We start from the raw sequence: 17397 nt of genomic DNA, 5'->3' as shown, positions 1-17397 counted from the left end.
CGGCCCCTTAGTGAGCGGTTTCCGCGTGGCTCATGTCCATGCCTTCCATACCCTGGTGCGTGTTGTGCTCGCCTTCAGGCTGGGTCATGTCCATGCTCATGCCGTGATCCATAAATTTGCCAATAACATCTTTGAACAGATTCGGTTTCACGTTAGAGAAGTACTCCACCTTGTTGTATTCGCTAGGTGCAGCCACTTTTTCGAACGCCGCCATGTCAGACATGGTGTTGGTAGACTGCTTCGCTTTTGCAACCCACTGGTCGAAAGTCGCGCGGTCTGGCGTAGCGATAGCTTTGAACTTCATACCCGAGAAGCCCGGGCCACTATAGCTGGAGGAGATACCGTCGTAGGTGCCTGCTTCATTCGCGATCAGGTGCAGGTTAGTCTGCATACCGGCCATCGCGTAAATCTGGCTGCCCAGACGTGGGATGAAGAAGGAGTTCATTACGGAGTTGGAGGTCACTTTGAACTGAACCGGAGTGTTCGCCGGGAAGGCGATTTCATTCACGGTAGCAATGCCCTGTTCTGGATAGATGAAGAACCATTTCCAGTCCATGGAGACCACTTCAATGGTAATCGGTTTTTCATCGTGAACCAGCGGTTTGCTCGGCTCAAGTGCGTGAGTGGTTTTCCAGGTCAGTACAGCAAGGAACAGGATGATCAGAATAGGTACCGTCCAGACCACAGCTTCCACTTTATTGGAGTGTGACCAGTTAGGGCTATACTTCGCATCTTTATTGCTCGCACGATACTTCCAGGCGAAACCAACAGCCATCAAGATGGCAGGAATAACCACAATCAACATCAGGCCAAAAGCCGTCAGTATCAATGAACGTTGTTCCAGTCCAATCTGTCCTTTGGGGTCTAGTAGTGCAGAATCGCAGCCACTGAGTAATACAGTGCCTGCGAATAATGACAACCATCCCAAACTTTTATTGTATTTCCTGAGTCTCATTTAACGACCTCAATTCCACGGGAGTCTGGTGGCGTTTAAAGTGTGGGGGCATTTTACGGGAAGGTTACATTACTGTAAACATCATTAGCCCTGTGTCAGGAAGGTGTTACCGGGTTCTGCCGCACATGTCACAAGTGTTGCAAATTATGTCGCGTTTTCCGGGGGAAGCCGCACGGAGTGGGCGTTATAACGAAAGGGTGCCCCAGCATACCGCAAAAGGGACAATTGGTATAACCATTGCGGAAAATACACAAATAATTAACAATTAATTATCAATAAAAAGACAACTAAAAAACGAAAATTCAATCTTTCGAATGCTGAATCGTTTAACGGAAAATAGCGTAGCGAAATAAGCTCCAATAACTTCCGAATGCTATCCCGCACAAAACAACAAATATTTTTTTTTGCCGATGGCGGTTATTTCGCCGTTATAATTTCGTGTCGTTATTACAACGGGAAATAACCTTTCGCTTTTTACTTCATGTCATCTGCGTTTTCCGCAGTGACATGAAATCCAGCATCCCACCGGTCAGGATACCCACGATGGCGAGAAACACGCCTGCATCAAGCAGCTGGGTTTCAAAAGGAAGCGACAAGGTGGTCGTCGCATTGATAATGAGAACCGCGAGCCACACTACGAGCGCAAGACAACCTCCCATCAGCAGACGCAGGGCAAACCGGTAAGCAGCCTGATATTCCGTGCGCGGCATGAAGTGTTCCGTCCGCTGGGTATATTCCAGCGTCTGGCGACAGACCAGCAACAATAAAATCCCCGGCACAGCCGCCACCACCGAGAAGAGATAAAATGTCGGCCAGCCGTGGGCTTCAACAAACCAGCCCGCGACGGGACCTACGTACACGCGCCCGACGGCTGAGAGGGCAGAGAGCAGGGCAAACTGGGTGGCGGAAAATGACTTATTGCACAGCGTCATCAGCAGGGCGACAAATGCCGCAGTGCCCATACCTCCGCACAGATTTTCAAAGAATACCGCCGTCGCCATGCTGATCATATGCTTGTCGGTGATCGACAGCAGCCAGTAACCGGCATTCGAAGCGCCCTGAAGGATGCCGAAGATCAGCAGAGCACGGAACAGCGACAGACGCTGCATCAATACGCCGCCGTACAGCGCGCCGACGATCGTGGCAAACAGCCCCAGGGTTTTGTTCACCACGCCGACCTCCCCCGCATCAAACCCGACGCCGCGGATCAGGAAGGTGGTGGTCAGACTCATGGCGAAAGCGTCGCCGAGCTTATAAAGGACAATCAGCAGCAGGATCAGCCAGGCATTATTGCGACCAAAGAAGTCGCGGAGCGGTGCGGCAACGGCCTGCTCCAGCGAGCGGGGAACCGGAATCACATCGCTCGGTTCAGGCGCGAATAGCGTGGCAAAAATGCAGGGGATCAGCAGAGCGGCCATCAGCCAGTACATTCCCTGCCAGCCGAGATAGCGGTCGGCAAGCCAGAGGGCCAGCCCGCCGGAAACCAGCATACCCAGGCGGTAGCCAAGCACGCTGATTGCCGCACCGGCACCACGCTCTTCCGCTGGCAGGACGTCCGTCTTCCAGGCGTCAAAAACAATGTCCTGCGAAGCGGAGCAGAAGGCGATGACCACCGCAAGCGCGGCCATCCAGCGCAGCTGTGTTGACGGCTCAAGGAAACCCATTGCGGCAATGGCCAGCAACAGCAGCACCTGCGTCATCGCTAACCAACCGCGACGGCGCCCGAGGAACGGTGGGGTATAGCGATCCATCACCGGCGACCACAGGAACTTAAAGACGTAAGCCTGGCCGACGAGCGAGAAGAAACCAATGGTTTTAAGATCGATGTTCTCAACCGTCATCCACGCCTGTAACGTGCCGGAGGTGAGCGCAAGGGGCAAACCGGAGGCGAAACCAAGGATCAGCAGAATAGCTGATTTCGGTTGCTGGAAAATGCGTAAGTAGTGACTGGACATGTTCTTATGAACTGACCCGGTGAAGCACCGGGTCAGTCAGCAGGATTAACGGGCGTTCTGCTTGATGAAGTCGTGAATGCTGGTGTCCTGTGCCATGTCGGCAATGGTGTCAGTCAGCACGCTGTTAACCGCGTCAGCGATATTTTTGTTGGAGGCCTGGAATGCGCCTTCAACGGAATAGCTCGCACGGTAGTTTTTGTTCATTTTGTTGCCGTTCTTCGCGGTAGCGATGATGGCGATATCGGCTTTAGTCGCAATGTTGTAGCGAACGTTACCCTGGGAGACGTCAGCGTACAGGTTGTTCACGATGATTTGCAGATCAACCGCGCCGCTTGGGCCAATCATGTAGCCGCGGGAGGTCATCTGTTTCTCCAGCACTTCCTGCAACAGGAAGCGCAGGTCGCGGGAGGCGGTCAGCGTGACCTGTTGGTTGTCGCGAGTCACTTTCGCCAGCGCCTGGTCCTGACGCTGATCGGCGCCATTAATGCTGACCGTAACGCCCATCAGGCTTGGATCCTGCTGAGGCAGGGTAATTTTTGGTGAAACGTCAATGGTCGTCGGCGGAGTCGCGCAGCCGGCGAGCATAAAGAGTGCTACCAACGGAAAGAAGAGTTTTTTTAACATTTTCGGGTTCTCAACGAATCGTAAGCAAAGAGAGAAAAATTGCCGCCATCATAACATCGCTAACGGCCAGGGGAAGTGGTCAACGCATGTAAATTCATCGCCTTGTCCGAAAACTGACCACCTTTGCGCTTTTCTCTGCCTGTAAGTGACAAAACGTATGAACCACATAGTGAACTTCATTCGTTTGGGTGAGAAAATCAGACGAAAGCTAAATATTTGTTGTCAAGGTGTAATGGAACCGGTAAAAGCGGCTAATATTTAAAGGGATGGGTGACATCTTAGCGTTGTCGGAGGAGTGATTTCATGATGATACGTGAACAGATAGAAGAAAAATTAAGGGCAGCGTTCAACCCTGTGTTTCTCGAAGTTGTCGACGAAAGCTATCGTCATAACGTGCCGGCAGGTTCTGAAAGCCACTTTAAAGTGGTTCTGGTCAGCGATCGCTTCACGGGAGAACGTTTCCTGAACCGACACCGCTTGATCTACAGCACCTTGACGGAAGAACTCTCCACAACCGTACATGCGCTGGCGCTGCATACCTACACCATTAAGGAATGGGAAGGGCTACAGGATACGGTATTTGCATCACCGCCTTGTCGGGGTGCAGGCACCATCGCCTGATAAATCGGATTTGCAACCGCCGGAGTTTTTCCAGTATGTTGCTTACAGATTTCGTCAAGACGGCCTTCGGGCCGTTTTGTTTTGTCTGAGTTTTGAGCGGATGGCGCGTTTTTAAGGCTAAAAATAGCCTTAAAGTGTGAAAAAAGCCGCAGCAACATGCTCCAACCGTTCTCGACTCACCTAAGTGATGCCGCTATAATGCCGCGTCTTATTGAATGTCTTCGGGATGATTCTGGCGACAGGGAATGTGAATCTGCACATAAGAGAGCATCCCGGTATAACAGACAGATTCAGAGTTGACCGAGCACTGTGATTTTTTTGAGGTAACAAGATGCAAGTTTCAGTTGAAACCACTCAAGGCCTTGGCCGCCGTGTAACGATTACTATCGCTGCTGACAGCATCGAAACTGCTGTGAAAAGCGAGCTGGTCAACGTAGCAAAAAAAGTACGTATTGACGGCTTCCGCAAGGGCAAAGTACCAATGAATGTTGTTGCTCAGCGTTATGGCGCTTCCGTGCGTCAGGATGTGCTGGGTGAACTGATGAGCCGCAACTTTATCGACGCGATCATCAAAGAAAAAATCAATCCAGCCGGTGCGCCGAACTACGTTCCAGGCGAATACAAGCAGGGCGAAGACTTCATCTACTCCGTAGAGTTCGAAGTGTACCCGGAAGTTGAGCTGAAAGGTCTGGAATCTATCGAAGTTGAAAAACCGATCGTTTCCGTGACCGACGAAGACGTTGACGGCATGCTGGATACCCTGCGTAAGCAGCAGGCGAACTGGAAAGAGAAAGAAGGCGCTGTTGACGCAGAAGACCGCGTAACCATCGACTTCACCGGTTCTGTAGACGGCGAAGAGTTCGAAGGCGGTAAAGCGTCTGATTTCGTACTGGCGATGGGCCAGGGTCGTATGATCCCAGGCTTCGAAGACGGTATCAAAGGCCACAAAGCGGGCGAAGAGTTCACCATCGACGTGACCTTCCCTGAAGAATACCACGCTGAAAACCTGAAAGGTAAAGCAGCGAAGTTCGTTATCAACCTGAAGAAAGTGGAAGAGCGCGAACTGCCAGAACTGACTGAAGAATTCATCAAGCGTTTCGGTGTGGAAGACGGTTCTGTTGCGGGCCTGCGTACCGAAGTGCGTAAAAACATGGAGCGCGAGCTGAACGGCGCTGTACGTAACCGCGTGAAGTCTCAGGCGATTGAAGGTCTGGTGAAAGCGAACGACATCGACGTTCCTGCTGCCCTGATCGACAGCGAAATCGACGTTCTGCGCCGTCAGGCTGCACAGCGCTTCGGTGGCAACCAGCAGCAAGCGATGGAACTGCCACGCGAGCTGTTCGAAGAGCAAGCGAAACGTCGCGTTGTTGTTGGCCTGCTGCTGGGCGAAGTGATTCGTACCCACGAGCTGAAAGCTGACGAAGAGCGTGTGAAAGGCCTGATCGAAGAGATGGCTTCTGCATACGAAGATCCATCAGAAGTGATCGAGTTCTACGGTAAGAACAAAGAGCTGATGGACAACATGCGCAACGTCGCGCTGGAAGAGCAGGCTGTAGAAGCGGTACTGGCGAAAGCGAAAGTCACCGAAAAAGAGACCTCTTTCACCGAACTGATGAACCAGCAGGCGTAATTTCGCCCCAACGGTTTAAAGTTTGAACAAAAAACCCGTTGCCCTCCGGCGACGGGTTTTTTTTATCACAGCTTTAGTCCTGGAAGGGTGCTAAAACGCCCTTTCAGTGTTAGCGTTACAACAAAACGTTGTTATGCTTGAAATAGGGCATGGCGACCCCCATTAGTATGTAATCACGATGATTGAGACTGGCTGATAATCCGTCCATAAGGTTACAATCAGTACAGCAGGTGTTTTCAATTTTGAACCAGGAGACGGAAATGTCATACAGTGGCGAACGAGATAACTTTGCACCCCATATGGCGCTGGTGCCAATGGTTATTGAACAGACCTCACGCGGTGAGCGTTCTTTCGATATCTATTCCCGTCTGCTCAAGGAACGCGTTATCTTTCTGACCGGCCAGGTGGAAGACCATATGGCTAACCTGATCGTGGCGCAGATGCTGTTCCTGGAAGCGGAAAACCCGGAAAAAGACATTTACCTGTATATCAACTCGCCGGGCGGTGTGATTACGGCGGGCATGTCTATTTATGACACCATGCAATTCATCAAGCCGGATGTCAGCACCATCTGTATGGGGCAGGCGGCGTCCATGGGGGCTTTCCTGTTAACCGCAGGGGCGAAAGGTAAGCGTTTCTGCCTGCCTAACTCCCGCGTGATGATTCACCAGCCGCTGGGTGGTTACCAGGGCCAGGCGACGGATATTGAAATCCACGCCCGAGAAATTCTGAAAGTAAAAGCGCGCATGAATGAACTTATGGCGCAGCATACGGGTCAACCTCTCGAGCAGATCGAGCGCGATACCGAGCGCGATCGCTTCCTCTCTGCGCCAGAGGCAGTTGAGTACGGCTTAGTCGACTCCATTTTGACCCATCGTAATTGATGCCCGCGACGCGAGTGTGCCGCTATACTAAGGTAGGGCGGCACGTTGCCTGTAAGCAGCTTGCGTCTGAGAATGGCATTTGCGTCGTCATGTGCGGCACATAGAACTTAAAAAGAGGTTTGGACTCATGACAGATAAACGCAAAGATGGTTCGGGCAAACTGCTGTACTGCTCTTTTTGCGGCAAAAGCCAGCATGAAGTGCGTAAACTGATTGCCGGGCCGTCCGTGTATATCTGCGACGAATGCGTCGATTTATGTAACGACATCATTCGCGAAGAGATTAAAGAAGTCGCGCCGCACCGTGAGCGCAGCGCGTTACCAACGCCACACGAGATTCGCCACCACCTGGATGACTATGTCATTGGTCAGGAGCAGGCGAAAAAAGTGCTGGCGGTGGCGGTATACAACCACTACAAACGTCTGCGTAACGGCGATACCAGCAATGGCGTAGAACTGGGCAAAAGTAACATTCTGCTGATCGGGCCTACCGGTTCCGGTAAAACCCTGCTGGCAGAAACGCTGGCGCGCCTGCTGGATGTTCCGTTCACTATGGCGGATGCCACCACCCTGACCGAAGCCGGTTATGTGGGTGAAGACGTTGAAAATATTATCCAGAAGCTGCTCCAGAAGTGCGATTACGACGTACAGAAAGCCCAGCGCGGGATCGTCTATATCGATGAGATCGACAAAATCTCTCGTAAATCAGACAACCCGTCCATCACCCGTGACGTCTCGGGCGAGGGCGTGCAGCAGGCGCTCCTGAAGCTGATTGAAGGTACGGTTGCGGCTGTTCCACCGCAGGGTGGGCGTAAACATCCGCAGCAGGAATTCTTGCAGGTTGATACCTCTAAGATCCTGTTTATCTGTGGTGGTGCGTTTGCAGGCCTGGATAAAGTGATCTCTCACCGTGTGGAAACCGGCTCCGGCATTGGTTTTGGCGCAACGGTGAAAGCCACGTCTGAAAAACCAAACGAAGGCCAGCTGCTGGCGCAGGTTGAGCCGGAAGATCTGATCAAATTCGGTTTGATTCCGGAATTTATCGGCCGTCTGCCGGTTGTGGCGACCCTGAACGAACTGAGCGAAGACGCGTTGATTCAGATCCTGAAAGAGCCGAAAAACGCGCTGACCAAGCAGTATCAGGCGCTGTTTAATCTGGAAGGCGTTGAGCTGGAATTCCGTGACGAAGCGTTGGACGCGATTGCCAAGAAAGCGATGGCGCGTAAAACCGGTGCCCGTGGCCTGCGTTCTATCGTGGAAGCAGCATTGCTCGACACGATGTACGATCTTCCTTCTATGGAAGACGTCGAAAAAGTCGTGATCGACGAGTCCGTCATTGGTGGCCAGACCAAGCCGTTACTGATTTACGGTAAACCGGAAGCGCAGCAGGCATCTGGCGAATAATTCACCATTTCATACAATCAGTTAATCAAAAAGGGGGGATTTTATCTCCCCTTTACTTTTTCCGTATTCATGGCGTTGAATGTATGGGAAACATCCCCATATACTGGATTACATGTTAATGGTTGTGTGAAGCACAGTTACATGACCAGTTTACCTGGCGGACACTAAACTAAGAGAGAGCTCTATGAATCCTGAGCGTTCTGAACGCATTGAAATCCCCGTATTGCCGTTGCGCGATGTGGTGGTTTATCCGCACATGGTCATACCCTTATTTGTAGGGCGGGAAAAATCTATCCGTTGCCTCGAAGCCGCCATGGATCATGATAAAAAAATCATGTTGGTCGCGCAGAAAGAAGCATCAACGGATGAGCCGGGTGTAAACGATCTTTTCACCGTCGGGACCGTGGCCTCTATTTTGCAGATGCTGAAGCTGCCAGACGGCACCGTGAAGGTGCTGGTGGAAGGCTTACAGCGTGCGCGTATTACCACTCTGTCAGACGATGGCGAGCACTTCTCTGCGAAGGCAGAGTACCTTGATTCACCGGAACTTGATGAGCGCGAGCAGGAAGTGCTGGTACGCACCGCGATCAGCCAGTTCGAAGGCTACATCAAGCTGAATAAGAAAATCCCACCTGAAGTGCTGACGTCGCTGAACAGCATCGACGATCCTGCACGTCTGGCGGATACCATCGCTGCGCATATGCCGCTGAAGCTGGCTGACAAACAGTCCGTGCTGGAAATGTCCGACGTTAACGAACGTCTGGAATACCTGATGGCGATGATGGAGTCTGAGATCGATCTGCTCCAGGTTGAGAAGCGCATTCGCAACCGCGTCAAAAAGCAGATGGAAAAATCGCAGCGTGAGTACTATCTGAACGAGCAAATGAAAGCCATTCAGAAAGAGCTCGGCGAGATGGACGATGCGCCGGATGAAAACGAAGCGCTGAAGCGTAAGATCGACGCGGCGAAGATGCCGAAAGAGGCGAAAGAGAAAGCTGAAGCTGAGTTGCAGAAGCTGAAAATGATGTCTCCGATGTCGGCGGAAGCGACCGTTGTACGCGGCTACATTGAGTGGATGGTGCAGGTTCCGTGGAATGCCCGCAGCAAGGTCAAAAAAGACCTGCGTCAGGCCCAGGAGATCCTGGATACCGACCACTACGGCCTGGAACGTGTGAAAGACCGCATTCTTGAGTACCTCGCGGTACAGAGCCGAGTGAACAAAATCAAAGGCCCAATCCTGTGCCTGGTAGGGCCTCCAGGGGTGGGTAAAACCTCTCTGGGCCAGTCCATCGCCAAAGCGACAGGGCGTAAGTACATCCGTATGGCGCTGGGCGGCGTGCGTGATGAAGCGGAAATCCGCGGTCACCGCCGTACCTACATCGGTTCCATGCCGGGCAAGCTTATCCAGAAAATGGCGAAAGTGGGCGTCAAAAACCCGCTGTTCCTGCTCGATGAGATCGACAAAATGTCTTCAGACATGCGTGGCGATCCGGCGTCGGCGCTGCTGGAAGTGCTTGATCCAGAGCAGAACGTGGCGTTTAGCGATCACTACCTGGAAGTGGATTACGACCTGAGCGATGTGATGTTCGTGGCGACGTCGAACTCCATGAACATTCCGGCACCGCTGCTGGACCGTATGGAAGTGATCCGTCTGTCCGGTTATACCGAAGACGAGAAGCTGAACATTGCCAAACAGCACCTGCTGCCGAAGCAGATTGAGCGTAACGCGCTTAAAGCCAACGAGCTGACCGTTGAGGACAGCGCCATTGTCGGCATTATTCGTTACTACACCCGTGAAGCGGGTGTGCGTAGCCTCGAACGTGAGATCTCTAAGCTGTGCCGTAAGGCGGTGAAACAGCTGCTGCTGGATAAGAGCCTGAAGCACATCGTGATTAACGGCGACAATCTGCATGCGTACCTGGGCGTTCAACGCTTCGACTACGGTCGCGCAGACAACGAAAACCGTGTTGGTCAGGTGACCGGTCTGGCATGGACGGAAGTGGGCGGCGATCTGCTGACCATCGAAACCGCCTGTGTTCCGGGCAAAGGCAAGCTGACCTACACCGGTTCGCTGGGTGAAGTGATGCAGGAGTCCATCCAGGCGGCGCTGACCGTGGTGCGCGCGCGTGCGGAAAAACTGGGTATCAACCCGGATTTCTACGAAAAACGCGATATTCACGTTCACGTTCCGGAAGGGGCGACGCCGAAAGATGGCCCAAGCGCGGGTATTGCCATGTGTACTGCGCTGGTTTCCTGCCTGACAGGTAATCCGGTTCGTGCTGATGTGGCCATGACCGGTGAAATTACGCTGCGTGGTCAGGTACTGCCTATCGGCGGGTTAAAAGAAAAACTGCTGGCGGCACACCGCGGTGGGATCAAAACCGTATTGATCCCTTACGAGAATAAACGCGATCTGGAAGAGATTCCGGACAACGTTATTGCCGATTTGCAGATCCATCCGGTGAAACGCATTGAGGAAGTTCTGACTCTCGCACTGCAAAATGAACCGTCCGGAATGCAGGTTGTAACCGCAAAATAGTGACCTCGCGCAAAGAGCGCCAATAAAAACAAGGCTGGTAAGTCATTTCGTACTTGCCAGCCTTTTTTTGTATAGCTAATTTAGATTGCTGATTGGGTTAGCCATCAACAACGGGTGTTGTAAGGTCATAGCAGGACTGATATAACTGCTGCGCGGTCGCGCTGTGAAGGATTCAGGTGCGATATAAATTATAAAGAGAGGAAGAGAACAGTGAATAAATCTCAACTGATTGACAAAATTGCTGCGGGTGCTGATATTTCTAAAGCGGCAGCTGGACGTGCTTTAGATGCTTTAATTGCTTCTGTTACTGAATCTCTGCAAGCTGGGGACGACGTTGCACTGGTAGGCTTCGGTACTTTTGCGGTTAAAGAGCGTGCAGCCCGTACTGGCCGCAACCCTCAGACCGGCAAAGAGATCACCATTGCTGCCGCTAAAGTGCCGGGTTTCCGTGCAGGTAAAGCGCTGAAAGACGCAGTAAACTGATTGCTTTCCCGCTCCAGGGAAGCTGAAAAGTACAAGGGCGCATCGTTTGATGTGCCTTTTTTGTTTGTCCAGACCTGATTTGTGCGAGTTTATGCGAGTTGTGGGCTGACAATTGCCCTGTTTTCTTGTCACAATACGCCTTTACGCGCGACGGTCAGGATTTTCCGTCAGCGTCAGGTAACCAGTCACCTACAGCGGAGTGTTGTTACACCATGATGGACAGCTTACGCACGGCTGCTAACAGTCTCGTGCTCAAGATTATTTTCGGTATCATTATCGTGTCGTTCATATTGACCGGTGTGAGTAGTTACCTCATCGGCGGTGGCGCGAACTACGCCGCAAAAGTGAATGGCCAGGAAATTAGCCGTGGGCAGTTCGAGAACGCTTTTGCTGGTGAACGTAACCGCATGCAGCAACAGCTGGGCGACCAATACTCTGAACTTGCAGCCAACGAAGGCTATATGAAAAACCTGCGTCAGCAGACGCTAAACCGCCTTATTGACGAGGCGCTGCTGGATCAGTACGCGAAAAGCCTGGGTCTGGGCATCAGCGATGAGCAGGTTAAAAAAGCCATCTTCTCGACGCAGGCTTTCCAGTCTAATGGGAAGTTCGACAACGCGCGTTACAACAGCATTGTTAACCAGATGGGTATGACGGCTGACCAGTACGCTCAGGCACTGCGTAACCAGTTGACCACGCAACAGCTAATCAACGCGGTGGTGGGCACCGATTTCATGCTGAAAGGCGAAACTGAAGAGCTGGCGGCACTGGTGGCGCAGCAACGCGTGGTGCGTGAAGCGACGATTGATGTCAACGCACTGGCAGCGAAACAGCAGGTTAGCGACGCTGAAGTTAATGCTTACTACGAGCAAAACAAGAACAACTTCATCTCTCCGGAACAGTTCCGCGTAAGCTATATCAAGCTGGATGCAGCTGCGATGCAGGAAAATGCGACTGACGCCGAGATCCAGTCTTATTACGACCAGCATCAGGATCAGTTCACTCAGCCGCAGCGTAACCGTTACAGCGTGATCCAGACCAAAACGGAAGCAGAAGCGAAAGCCGTGCTGGACGAGCTGAACAAAGGCGCTGATTTCGCCACCTTAGCGAAAGCAAAATCTACCGACATTATTTCTGCCAAAAACGGCGGTGATATGGGCTGGCTGGAAGAGTCAACTACCCCGGATGAGCTGAAAAATGCAGGCCTGAAAGAGAAAGGCCAACTGTCTGGTGTAATCAAATCCTCCGTCGGCTTCCTGGTGGCGCGTCTGGACGATGTTGTGGCGGCGAAAACCAAGCCGCTGGCTGACGTTCGTGATGATATCGCTGCGAAAGTGAAGCAGGAGAAAGCGCTGGATGCCTTCTATGCGCTGCAACAGAAAGTGAGCGATGCCGCAAGCAACGACAACGAATCACTGGCGGGCGCTGAGCAGGCTGCTGGCGTGAAAGCGGTTGAGACGGGCTGGTTCAGCCACGAAAACCTGCCGGAAGAACTGAACTTCAAACCGGTTTCAGATGCCATTTTCAATGGTGGTCTGGTCGGTGAGAATGGTACGCCGGGCAGCAACTCAGACATTATTACCGTTGACGGTGATCGTGCGTTCGTACTGCGCGTCAGCGAGCACAAAGCCGAGGCAGTGAAGCCCCTGGCGGAAGTGAAAGATCAGGTGGTGGCGCTGGTGAAACACAACAAAGCGGCACAGCAGGCAAAACTGGATGCAGAGAAAATTCTGGCCGACCTGAAAGCCGGTAAGAACGATGCGCTGAAAGCGGCTGGCCTGAGCTTTGGTGAAGCAAAAACGCTGAGCCGTACCGGTCAGGATCCTGTCAGCCAGGCGGCGTTTGGTCTGAGCCTGCCGGCGAAAGACAAACCTGTCTTTGGCACCACGACCGATATGCAGGGTAACGTGGTGGTTCTGGCACTGGATGAAGTGAAAGCCGGCACGCTGCCAGACGCGCAGAAGAAGGCCATGGTTCAGGGAATTACCCAGAACAATGCCCAGATTGCTTTCGAAGCGTTGATGAGCAACCTGGGTAAAGAAGCCAAAATCAAGCTGGGTGATGTGGTCACTCAGGAGCAATAATTACGTGTCTGCTCGCAGATTTTCGTAACGTTCTGCAAAAACTAAAGGCCGCTTTCGCGGCCTTTTCCATTTCTGCAATCTGCTGTTTGTCCCTGTTTTCCCGTGCGGCTATCGTGGCATGGCTGTCAACAAACAAGGAGAAAACAGCATGAAATGTGGAATCAAAGCACTGTTAATTACACTGGCTATTGCCACTTCCGGGATGAGTGCGGGCGCGCTGGCGGCGTCACCCTCGTCTAAAGCCCAGGCTGCACAAACTCAGGCCGATGCAACGTCACAAGGTCAGGTTAAAGCCAACGCGACGGCCAGCACGAAAGCCATTGAGGACGAGGGTACGCGGGTCAGTATTAATACTGCCTCTGCGGACGATCTTGCCCGCGTAATGAATGGCGTGGGCCTCAAAAAAGCGCAGGCCATCGTCAGCTATCGTGAAGAGTATGGTCCTTTCAAAACCCTTGACGATCTCAAGCAGGTGCCGGGTATGGGCAGCGCGCTGGTTGAGCGCAATCTCGCACACCTGACGCTGTAATCGCGTAATCACTTGCACTGCGGCAAAAATTTGCCAGGATAAAGAGGTCATACCAGTTATGACCTCTGAACCTATAACAACGAAAGGCTATTGCGCTATGCAGACACAAATCAAAGTCCGTGGTTATCACCTCGATGTTTACCAGCACGTCAATAACGCCCGCTACCTCGAATTTCTTGAAGAGGCGCGCTGGGACGGCCTGGAGAACAGCGAAAGCTTCCAGTGGCTAACCGCACACAACATCGCGTTTGTGGTCGTCAATATCAACATTAACTACCGCCGCCCGGCTGTGCTGGGGGATGTGCTCACCGTGACCAGTGAGGTCCAACAACTGAATGGCAAAAGTGGTGTATTGAGCCAGGTCGTTACGCTGGAGCCAGAAGGGCAGATTGTGGCCGATGCGCTGATCACCTTTGTCTGTATCGATCTCAAAACCCAGAAAGCGTTGCCGCTGGAAGGGGAGTTGCGCGAAAAGCTGGAGCTGATGATCGCGTAAATTTTTGTCTTTTATAAAAGACAAGAAGGGTTTTCAGGGATAAAATCATGAACAGGGACTACGTTGTTAAACGTTACCGAACCCGCGACGGAAAAATACCGTTTGAGGATTGGGTAGCAAAGTTGAGAAGAAAGGATCCGGAGCTGGCGTTTCGGATCCTTCTGCGAATCGACCGCGCTGAGAAGGGGAATTTTGGCGATTACCGTTATCTCAGAGAGGGTGTCTGGGAGTTGAAGGTTGATTGTGGTCCCGGTTATCGAGTCTATTTTGCGGTCCAGCACCGGGAAATCTTATTGTTGCTGATCGGCGGTGACAAAAAGAGCCAGAAAGCGGATGTGATGCTGGCAATAGATTACTGGAAAGATCATCAAAAGGATAAACTCCATGAGTAAAAGTGAGCGAAAATTCTCAAGTACCGTCAGCCATGATGAAGCTGTAGTCAAAATGCTGCGCGAAAATCCTTCTTACGCGCAACTCTATCTGCAAATTGCACTGGATGAAATTTACGAGGACCAGGGGATCGCAGCCTATTTGATTGCCCTCAGACGCGTTATCGAAGCGCGCGGCGGTATTGGAGAGATTTCAGCCAAAGCGGGGCTTTCACGTCAGCAGCTATACCGTACCCTGTCCGAAAATGGCAACCCAACGCTGACTACACTGATGAAAATTACCCGTGCTGCCGGTGTAAAACTGTTCGACAGCACGGTCAGGTAGCCCTTATTTCAGCCCGGTCTTTTTCTGCATTGCGGCCATAACGCCCGCTTTATCCGCAAAATAATGATTCAGACCGTTCGCGCGCAGGTTACAGGCGGCACACTGCCCACAGCCGTCCCCTTTAATGCCGTTGTAGCAGGTCAGGGTCTCGTTGCGAACGACATCCAGCTTGCCCCAGTAGTCGGCCAGCGCCCAGGTTTCAGCCTTATCCAGCCACATCAGCGGCGTTTCGAAGCGGGTCTCTTTTGCCATTCCCAGATCGACGGCGTGATTGAGTGCTTTCACAAATTCATCCCGGCAGTCCGGGTAGCCAGAGAAGTCGGTCTCACACACGCCCGTGATCACCGCTTCGGCTTTCACCTGGTAGGCATAGATCGCCGTCAGGGTCAGGAAGAGAATGTTGCGGCCCGGTACGAAGGTGTTCGGAATGCCGCTGGCATCCGGTTCGTAATCAGGCACCGGAATGCTGTCGCGGGTAAGGCTGCTGACGGCCAGTTCATTTAACAGCGTCACGTCCAGCACTTTATGAGCGCGGGCGCCCAGTTTGAGAGCCAGTTCACGAGCGACATCGATTTCAGCGCGATGACGCTGACCATAATCAAAAGTGACGCAGTGCACTTCATCATACTGGTGAAGCGCCTGAATCAGGCAGGTGGTGGAATCTTGTCCTCCGCTGAACACGACGACGGCACGTTTCATAGATCATCTCGACAGTTACAGTAAAAGCGTCATGTTAACGCCTGGCTAAAGCGGCGACCAGCTTCTTCACGCGTTTGGTGGAGGAAGCCAGGCTTCGGTGAAGTCAAACCAGCCGCGAGTGTTAAGGCGTATGCCGTTGACGCCCGGAGGCGCGCTGATTTGATACTGGTAGTTAAAGAGCGGCGTCAGGACGGCTGTCTCCATTAACCGGCTGAATATAGCCTGAAGTCCTGCGTGTCGGTCACACTCGTCGGCCTGCGACTGCACCGCATCCAGCGTGGCCTGCAAATGGGCGAATGCCGGTGCGCTCAGCAGATGCGGCCAGAGCGCATCGCAGCGGAGCCACTGCTCAAGCGTGTACGCCGGCGCTTCGCCAATCAGTCTGTCTCCCATCATGATGTCTGCATCGGCAAGCTGCTGGCACCCGTCCCACGTTTTGGCGTCGTGAAAGATGACGGTCAGTTCACAACCCTGCCGCGCAAGGTATGCTTTTAACTGGCTGGCCATGGTGTGAAGCTCAACCGGCAGGTGGTAGACCAGCGTCAATGCCTCTGGCAGCGCAACGTCGGTTAAATCAGGCCACTGGGGGATCGCCCAGCCGGGAAGCAGTTCCTCGGTAGGAGTGATGAGCCCTTCGTTCAGGGGAAGCGTGTGCAGCAGCGTTGAGAGATGAATGATATTAATCAGCCGCTTTGCCTGAAGTTCGCTCAGACGTGGACTCTGTTTCAGCGTGAGGTAGCAGAAGCCCAGACTGGTGCTGTTACTCACCAGCCGCAGGCTGGCCAGCTCGTCGGCCTCGCCAATGGCGATTTGCACCGGGTGGCGACAGCTGGTGCCCAGACTGTAGTCAAAAAGCTGGGGCGTGATCCAGTACTCGATAGCCTTAAGCAACGGATGGCCAAGATGATACTGCTCGTGGCTTTCCAGACGCACCAGTTCAGGCTCAAAAACGCTCAGCCGAAAGGGACCGCTGCCCACCACGGGGTAATCGGGATGCGCCAGACGGCTACAGTAGGTTGCCAGCCTGTGCGCCAGCCAGTAGTCAGGTTGATGGAGAATAAACGTCAGGCACTGCGGGTGCGTGGTTTCGATACGTAAGACGCTGCGGAACAGCGTGCCCATGCCGGGCTGCGATAACAGCGCCGTCAGGCTTTGCCGGAGCTGTGCCGTCTCTATTTTATCGCCGTTATGCCAGTGCAGGGTGGAGCGAATGTAGAAATGCCAGCGCAGGCCGTCAGCAGAGACTTCCCAGTGATGCGCCAGATCGCCCGTGGGTTCACTGCTGTTACCATTAAAACGCGTCAAACCAGAGAATACCTGTCCCGCCAGATGCTGCTCCGCCCGGCCAGGGAGAAACCCCGGCTGAAGCGGCTCCAGCGAGCGATAGTAGGGAATACGCAGCGTCGGCGTATCGTTCTGCCACTGCCCGCCCATAAACGGATGCAGCAGCGATCGCAAATCTTCAGGCGCGAGCTGGGCCAGCTCCAGCGCGTTGTGCTGCTGTCCACTTTTCAGGGCCTCTTCCATCATCGTATTACGCAACGAATCCGGGGTGACGTGAAAGCGTAATTCCCCACGCTTACCTCGTCCGGAGCGGGCGTGCCAGCTTAGCCAGCCCGCCTCCTGCGCCTGGCGCAGCAGGGTGCGAACATGTCGCTCGCTGCAAAAGCAGCGGCTGGCAAGTTCACTGATGGTCACCTGCTGCGGTGCGCCGGCAGACGGGTGCCACAGACGCTGATACTGGTTAAGACGGTTAAGCTGGCGCATGAAAAACCCGGAACA

At 53.1% G+C, this 17397-nt stretch carries 16 protein-coding genes; 11 read left to right on the top strand and 5 right to left on the bottom strand.

Features of this window, described 5'->3' with window-relative positions; all coding sequences use genetic code 11:
- Window positions 1-7 precede the first annotated feature (7 nt).
- The 3 genes from cyoA to ACOTYB_RS08310 form a co-directional block, all read right to left on the bottom strand.
- Window positions 8-955, bottom strand: coding sequence for a cytochrome o ubiquinol oxidase subunit II (cyoA, locus tag ACOTYB_RS08320; RefSeq protein ID WP_045343217.1), 948 nt, complete (start codon window positions 953-955; stop codon window positions 8-10).
- Window positions 956-1434: 479 nt separating this feature from the next.
- Window positions 1435-2910 (bottom strand): muropeptide MFS transporter AmpG, encoded by a 1476-nt coding sequence (gene ampG / locus ACOTYB_RS08315; RefSeq protein ID WP_022650474.1) that lies wholly within the window; start codon window positions 2908-2910, stop codon window positions 1435-1437.
- A gap of 45 nt (window positions 2911-2955) precedes the next feature.
- Complete coding sequence (locus tag ACOTYB_RS08310) at window positions 2956-3534, bottom strand: lipoprotein (RefSeq protein ID WP_003859052.1); 579 nt, start codon at window positions 3532-3534, stop codon at window positions 2956-2958.
- Window positions 3535-3837: 303 nt separating this feature from the next.
- Here ACOTYB_RS08310 and bolA point away from each other — a divergent pair, with 303 nt between their 5' ends.
- The 11 genes from bolA (at window position 3838) to ACOTYB_RS08255 (ending at window position 14916) form a co-directional block, all read left to right on the top strand.
- Window positions 3838-4155: a transcriptional regulator BolA gene (bolA, locus tag ACOTYB_RS08305; RefSeq protein WP_003859051.1), complete on the top strand. Its 318-nt coding sequence runs from the start codon at window positions 3838-3840 to the stop codon at window positions 4153-4155.
- 331 nt (window positions 4156-4486) lie between these two features.
- Entirely contained in the window at window positions 4487-5785 is a 1299-nt protein-coding gene (tig, locus tag ACOTYB_RS08300; RefSeq protein ID WP_421765794.1) for a trigger factor, read from the top strand.
- A 260-nt stretch (window positions 5786-6045) separates the two neighbouring features.
- Window positions 6046-6669 (top strand): ATP-dependent Clp endopeptidase proteolytic subunit ClpP, encoded by a 624-nt coding sequence (clpP, locus tag ACOTYB_RS08295; RefSeq protein ID WP_006809880.1) that lies wholly within the window; start codon window positions 6046-6048, stop codon window positions 6667-6669.
- 127 nt (window positions 6670-6796) lie between these two features.
- The gene (gene clpX / locus ACOTYB_RS08290) at window positions 6797-8071 is read left to right on the top strand and encodes an ATP-dependent protease ATP-binding subunit ClpX (protein ID WP_006809879.1); all 1275 of its coding nucleotides are present in this window, start codon (window positions 6797-6799) and stop codon (window positions 8069-8071) included.
- A gap of 184 nt (window positions 8072-8255) precedes the next feature.
- Complete coding sequence (gene lon / locus ACOTYB_RS08285) at window positions 8256-10610, top strand: endopeptidase La (RefSeq protein ID WP_006809878.1); 2355 nt, start codon at window positions 8256-8258, stop codon at window positions 10608-10610.
- A gap of 210 nt (window positions 10611-10820) precedes the next feature.
- The gene (hupB, locus tag ACOTYB_RS08280) at window positions 10821-11093 is read left to right on the top strand and encodes a nucleoid-associated protein HU-beta (RefSeq protein WP_002444653.1); all 273 of its coding nucleotides are present in this window, start codon (window positions 10821-10823) and stop codon (window positions 11091-11093) included.
- A 212-nt stretch (window positions 11094-11305) separates the two neighbouring features.
- Window positions 11306-13177 carry a peptidylprolyl isomerase gene (ppiD, locus tag ACOTYB_RS08275; protein ID WP_421765793.1) on the top strand — a complete coding sequence of 624 codons (1872 nt, stop codon included), beginning with the start codon at window positions 11306-11308 and terminating at the stop codon, window positions 13175-13177.
- Between the two features lie 148 nt (window positions 13178-13325).
- Window positions 13326-13706 carry a helix-hairpin-helix domain-containing protein gene (locus ACOTYB_RS08270; RefSeq protein WP_003859045.1) on the top strand — a complete coding sequence of 127 codons (381 nt, stop codon included), beginning with the start codon at window positions 13326-13328 and terminating at the stop codon, window positions 13704-13706.
- 97 nt (window positions 13707-13803) lie between these two features.
- On the top strand, window positions 13804-14202 hold the full coding sequence (locus tag ACOTYB_RS08265) for a YbgC/FadM family acyl-CoA thioesterase (protein WP_023315524.1): 399 nt from the start codon (window positions 13804-13806) through the stop codon (window positions 14200-14202).
- A 47-nt stretch (window positions 14203-14249) separates the two neighbouring features.
- Complete coding sequence (locus ACOTYB_RS08260) at window positions 14250-14594, top strand: type II toxin-antitoxin system RelE/ParE family toxin (RefSeq protein WP_045343216.1); 345 nt, start codon at window positions 14250-14252, stop codon at window positions 14592-14594.
- Window positions 14587-14916 carry a DNA-binding protein gene (locus ACOTYB_RS08255; protein ID WP_421765792.1) on the top strand — a complete coding sequence of 110 codons (330 nt, stop codon included), beginning with the start codon at window positions 14587-14589 and terminating at the stop codon, window positions 14914-14916. Before ACOTYB_RS08260 ends, ACOTYB_RS08255 begins: the two co-directional genes overlap by 8 nt.
- A 3-nt stretch (window positions 14917-14919) precedes the next feature.
- On the opposite strand, the gene queC is transcribed toward ACOTYB_RS08255, so the two are convergent.
- Together queC and ACOTYB_RS08245 are read right to left on the bottom strand one after the other, a co-directional pair.
- A complete protein-coding gene (gene queC, locus ACOTYB_RS08250) occupies window positions 14920-15615 on the bottom strand; it encodes a 7-cyano-7-deazaguanine synthase QueC (RefSeq protein WP_015571271.1) in 696 nt (231 codons plus the stop codon).
- A gap of 66 nt (window positions 15616-15681) precedes the next feature.
- A complete protein-coding gene (locus ACOTYB_RS08245; protein ID WP_045343215.1) occupies window positions 15682-17382 on the bottom strand; it encodes an SgrR family transcriptional regulator in 1701 nt (566 codons plus the stop codon).
- Window positions 17383-17397 lie beyond the last annotated feature (15 nt).

The organism is Enterobacter cloacae complex sp. IR5450, assembly GCF_049238665.1.
In the GTDB taxonomy this organism is placed as follows: Bacteria; Pseudomonadota; Gammaproteobacteria; order Enterobacterales; family Enterobacteriaceae; genus Enterobacter; species Enterobacter hormaechei_C.
The sequence above is the reverse complement of the archived record's forward strand: the minus strand, read 5'-3'. Positions and strand labels throughout refer to the sequence as shown.

Bases quoted from the DNA above. Each gene is read 5' to 3' on its own strand.
- cyoA (WP_045343217.1), bottom strand. From the start codon at position 955: ATGAGACTCAGGAAATACAATAAAAGTTTGGGATGGTTGTCATTATTC.
- ampG (WP_022650474.1), bottom strand. From the start codon at position 2,910: ATGTCCAGTCACTACTTACGCATTTTCCAGCAACCGAAATCAGCTATT.
- ACOTYB_RS08310 (WP_003859052.1), bottom strand. From the start codon at position 3,534: ATGTTAAAAAAACTCTTCTTTCCGTTGGTAGCACTCTTTATGCTCGCC.
- bolA (WP_003859051.1), top strand. From the start codon at position 3,838: ATGATGATACGTGAACAGATAGAAGAAAAATTAAGGGCAGCGTTCAAC.
- tig (WP_421765794.1), top strand. From the start codon at position 4,487: ATGCAAGTTTCAGTTGAAACCACTCAAGGCCTTGGCCGCCGTGTAACG.
- clpP (WP_006809880.1), top strand. From the start codon at position 6,046: ATGTCATACAGTGGCGAACGAGATAACTTTGCACCCCATATGGCGCTG.
- clpX (WP_006809879.1), top strand. From the start codon at position 6,797: ATGACAGATAAACGCAAAGATGGTTCGGGCAAACTGCTGTACTGCTCT.
- lon (WP_006809878.1), top strand. From the start codon at position 8,256: ATGAATCCTGAGCGTTCTGAACGCATTGAAATCCCCGTATTGCCGTTG.
- ppiD (WP_421765793.1), top strand. From the start codon at position 11,306: ATGATGGACAGCTTACGCACGGCTGCTAACAGTCTCGTGCTCAAGATT.
- ACOTYB_RS08270 (WP_003859045.1), top strand. From the start codon at position 13,326: ATGAAATGTGGAATCAAAGCACTGTTAATTACACTGGCTATTGCCACT.
- ACOTYB_RS08265 (WP_023315524.1), top strand. From the start codon at position 13,804: ATGCAGACACAAATCAAAGTCCGTGGTTATCACCTCGATGTTTACCAG.
- ACOTYB_RS08260 (WP_045343216.1), top strand. From the start codon at position 14,250: ATGAACAGGGACTACGTTGTTAAACGTTACCGAACCCGCGACGGAAAA.
- ACOTYB_RS08255 (WP_421765792.1), top strand. From the start codon at position 14,587: ATGAGTAAAAGTGAGCGAAAATTCTCAAGTACCGTCAGCCATGATGAA.
- queC (WP_015571271.1), bottom strand. From the start codon at position 15,615: ATGAAACGTGCCGTCGTCGTGTTCAGCGGAGGACAAGATTCCACCACC.
- ACOTYB_RS08245 (WP_045343215.1), bottom strand. From the start codon at position 17,382: ATGCGCCAGCTTAACCGTCTTAACCAGTATCAGCGTCTGTGGCACCCG.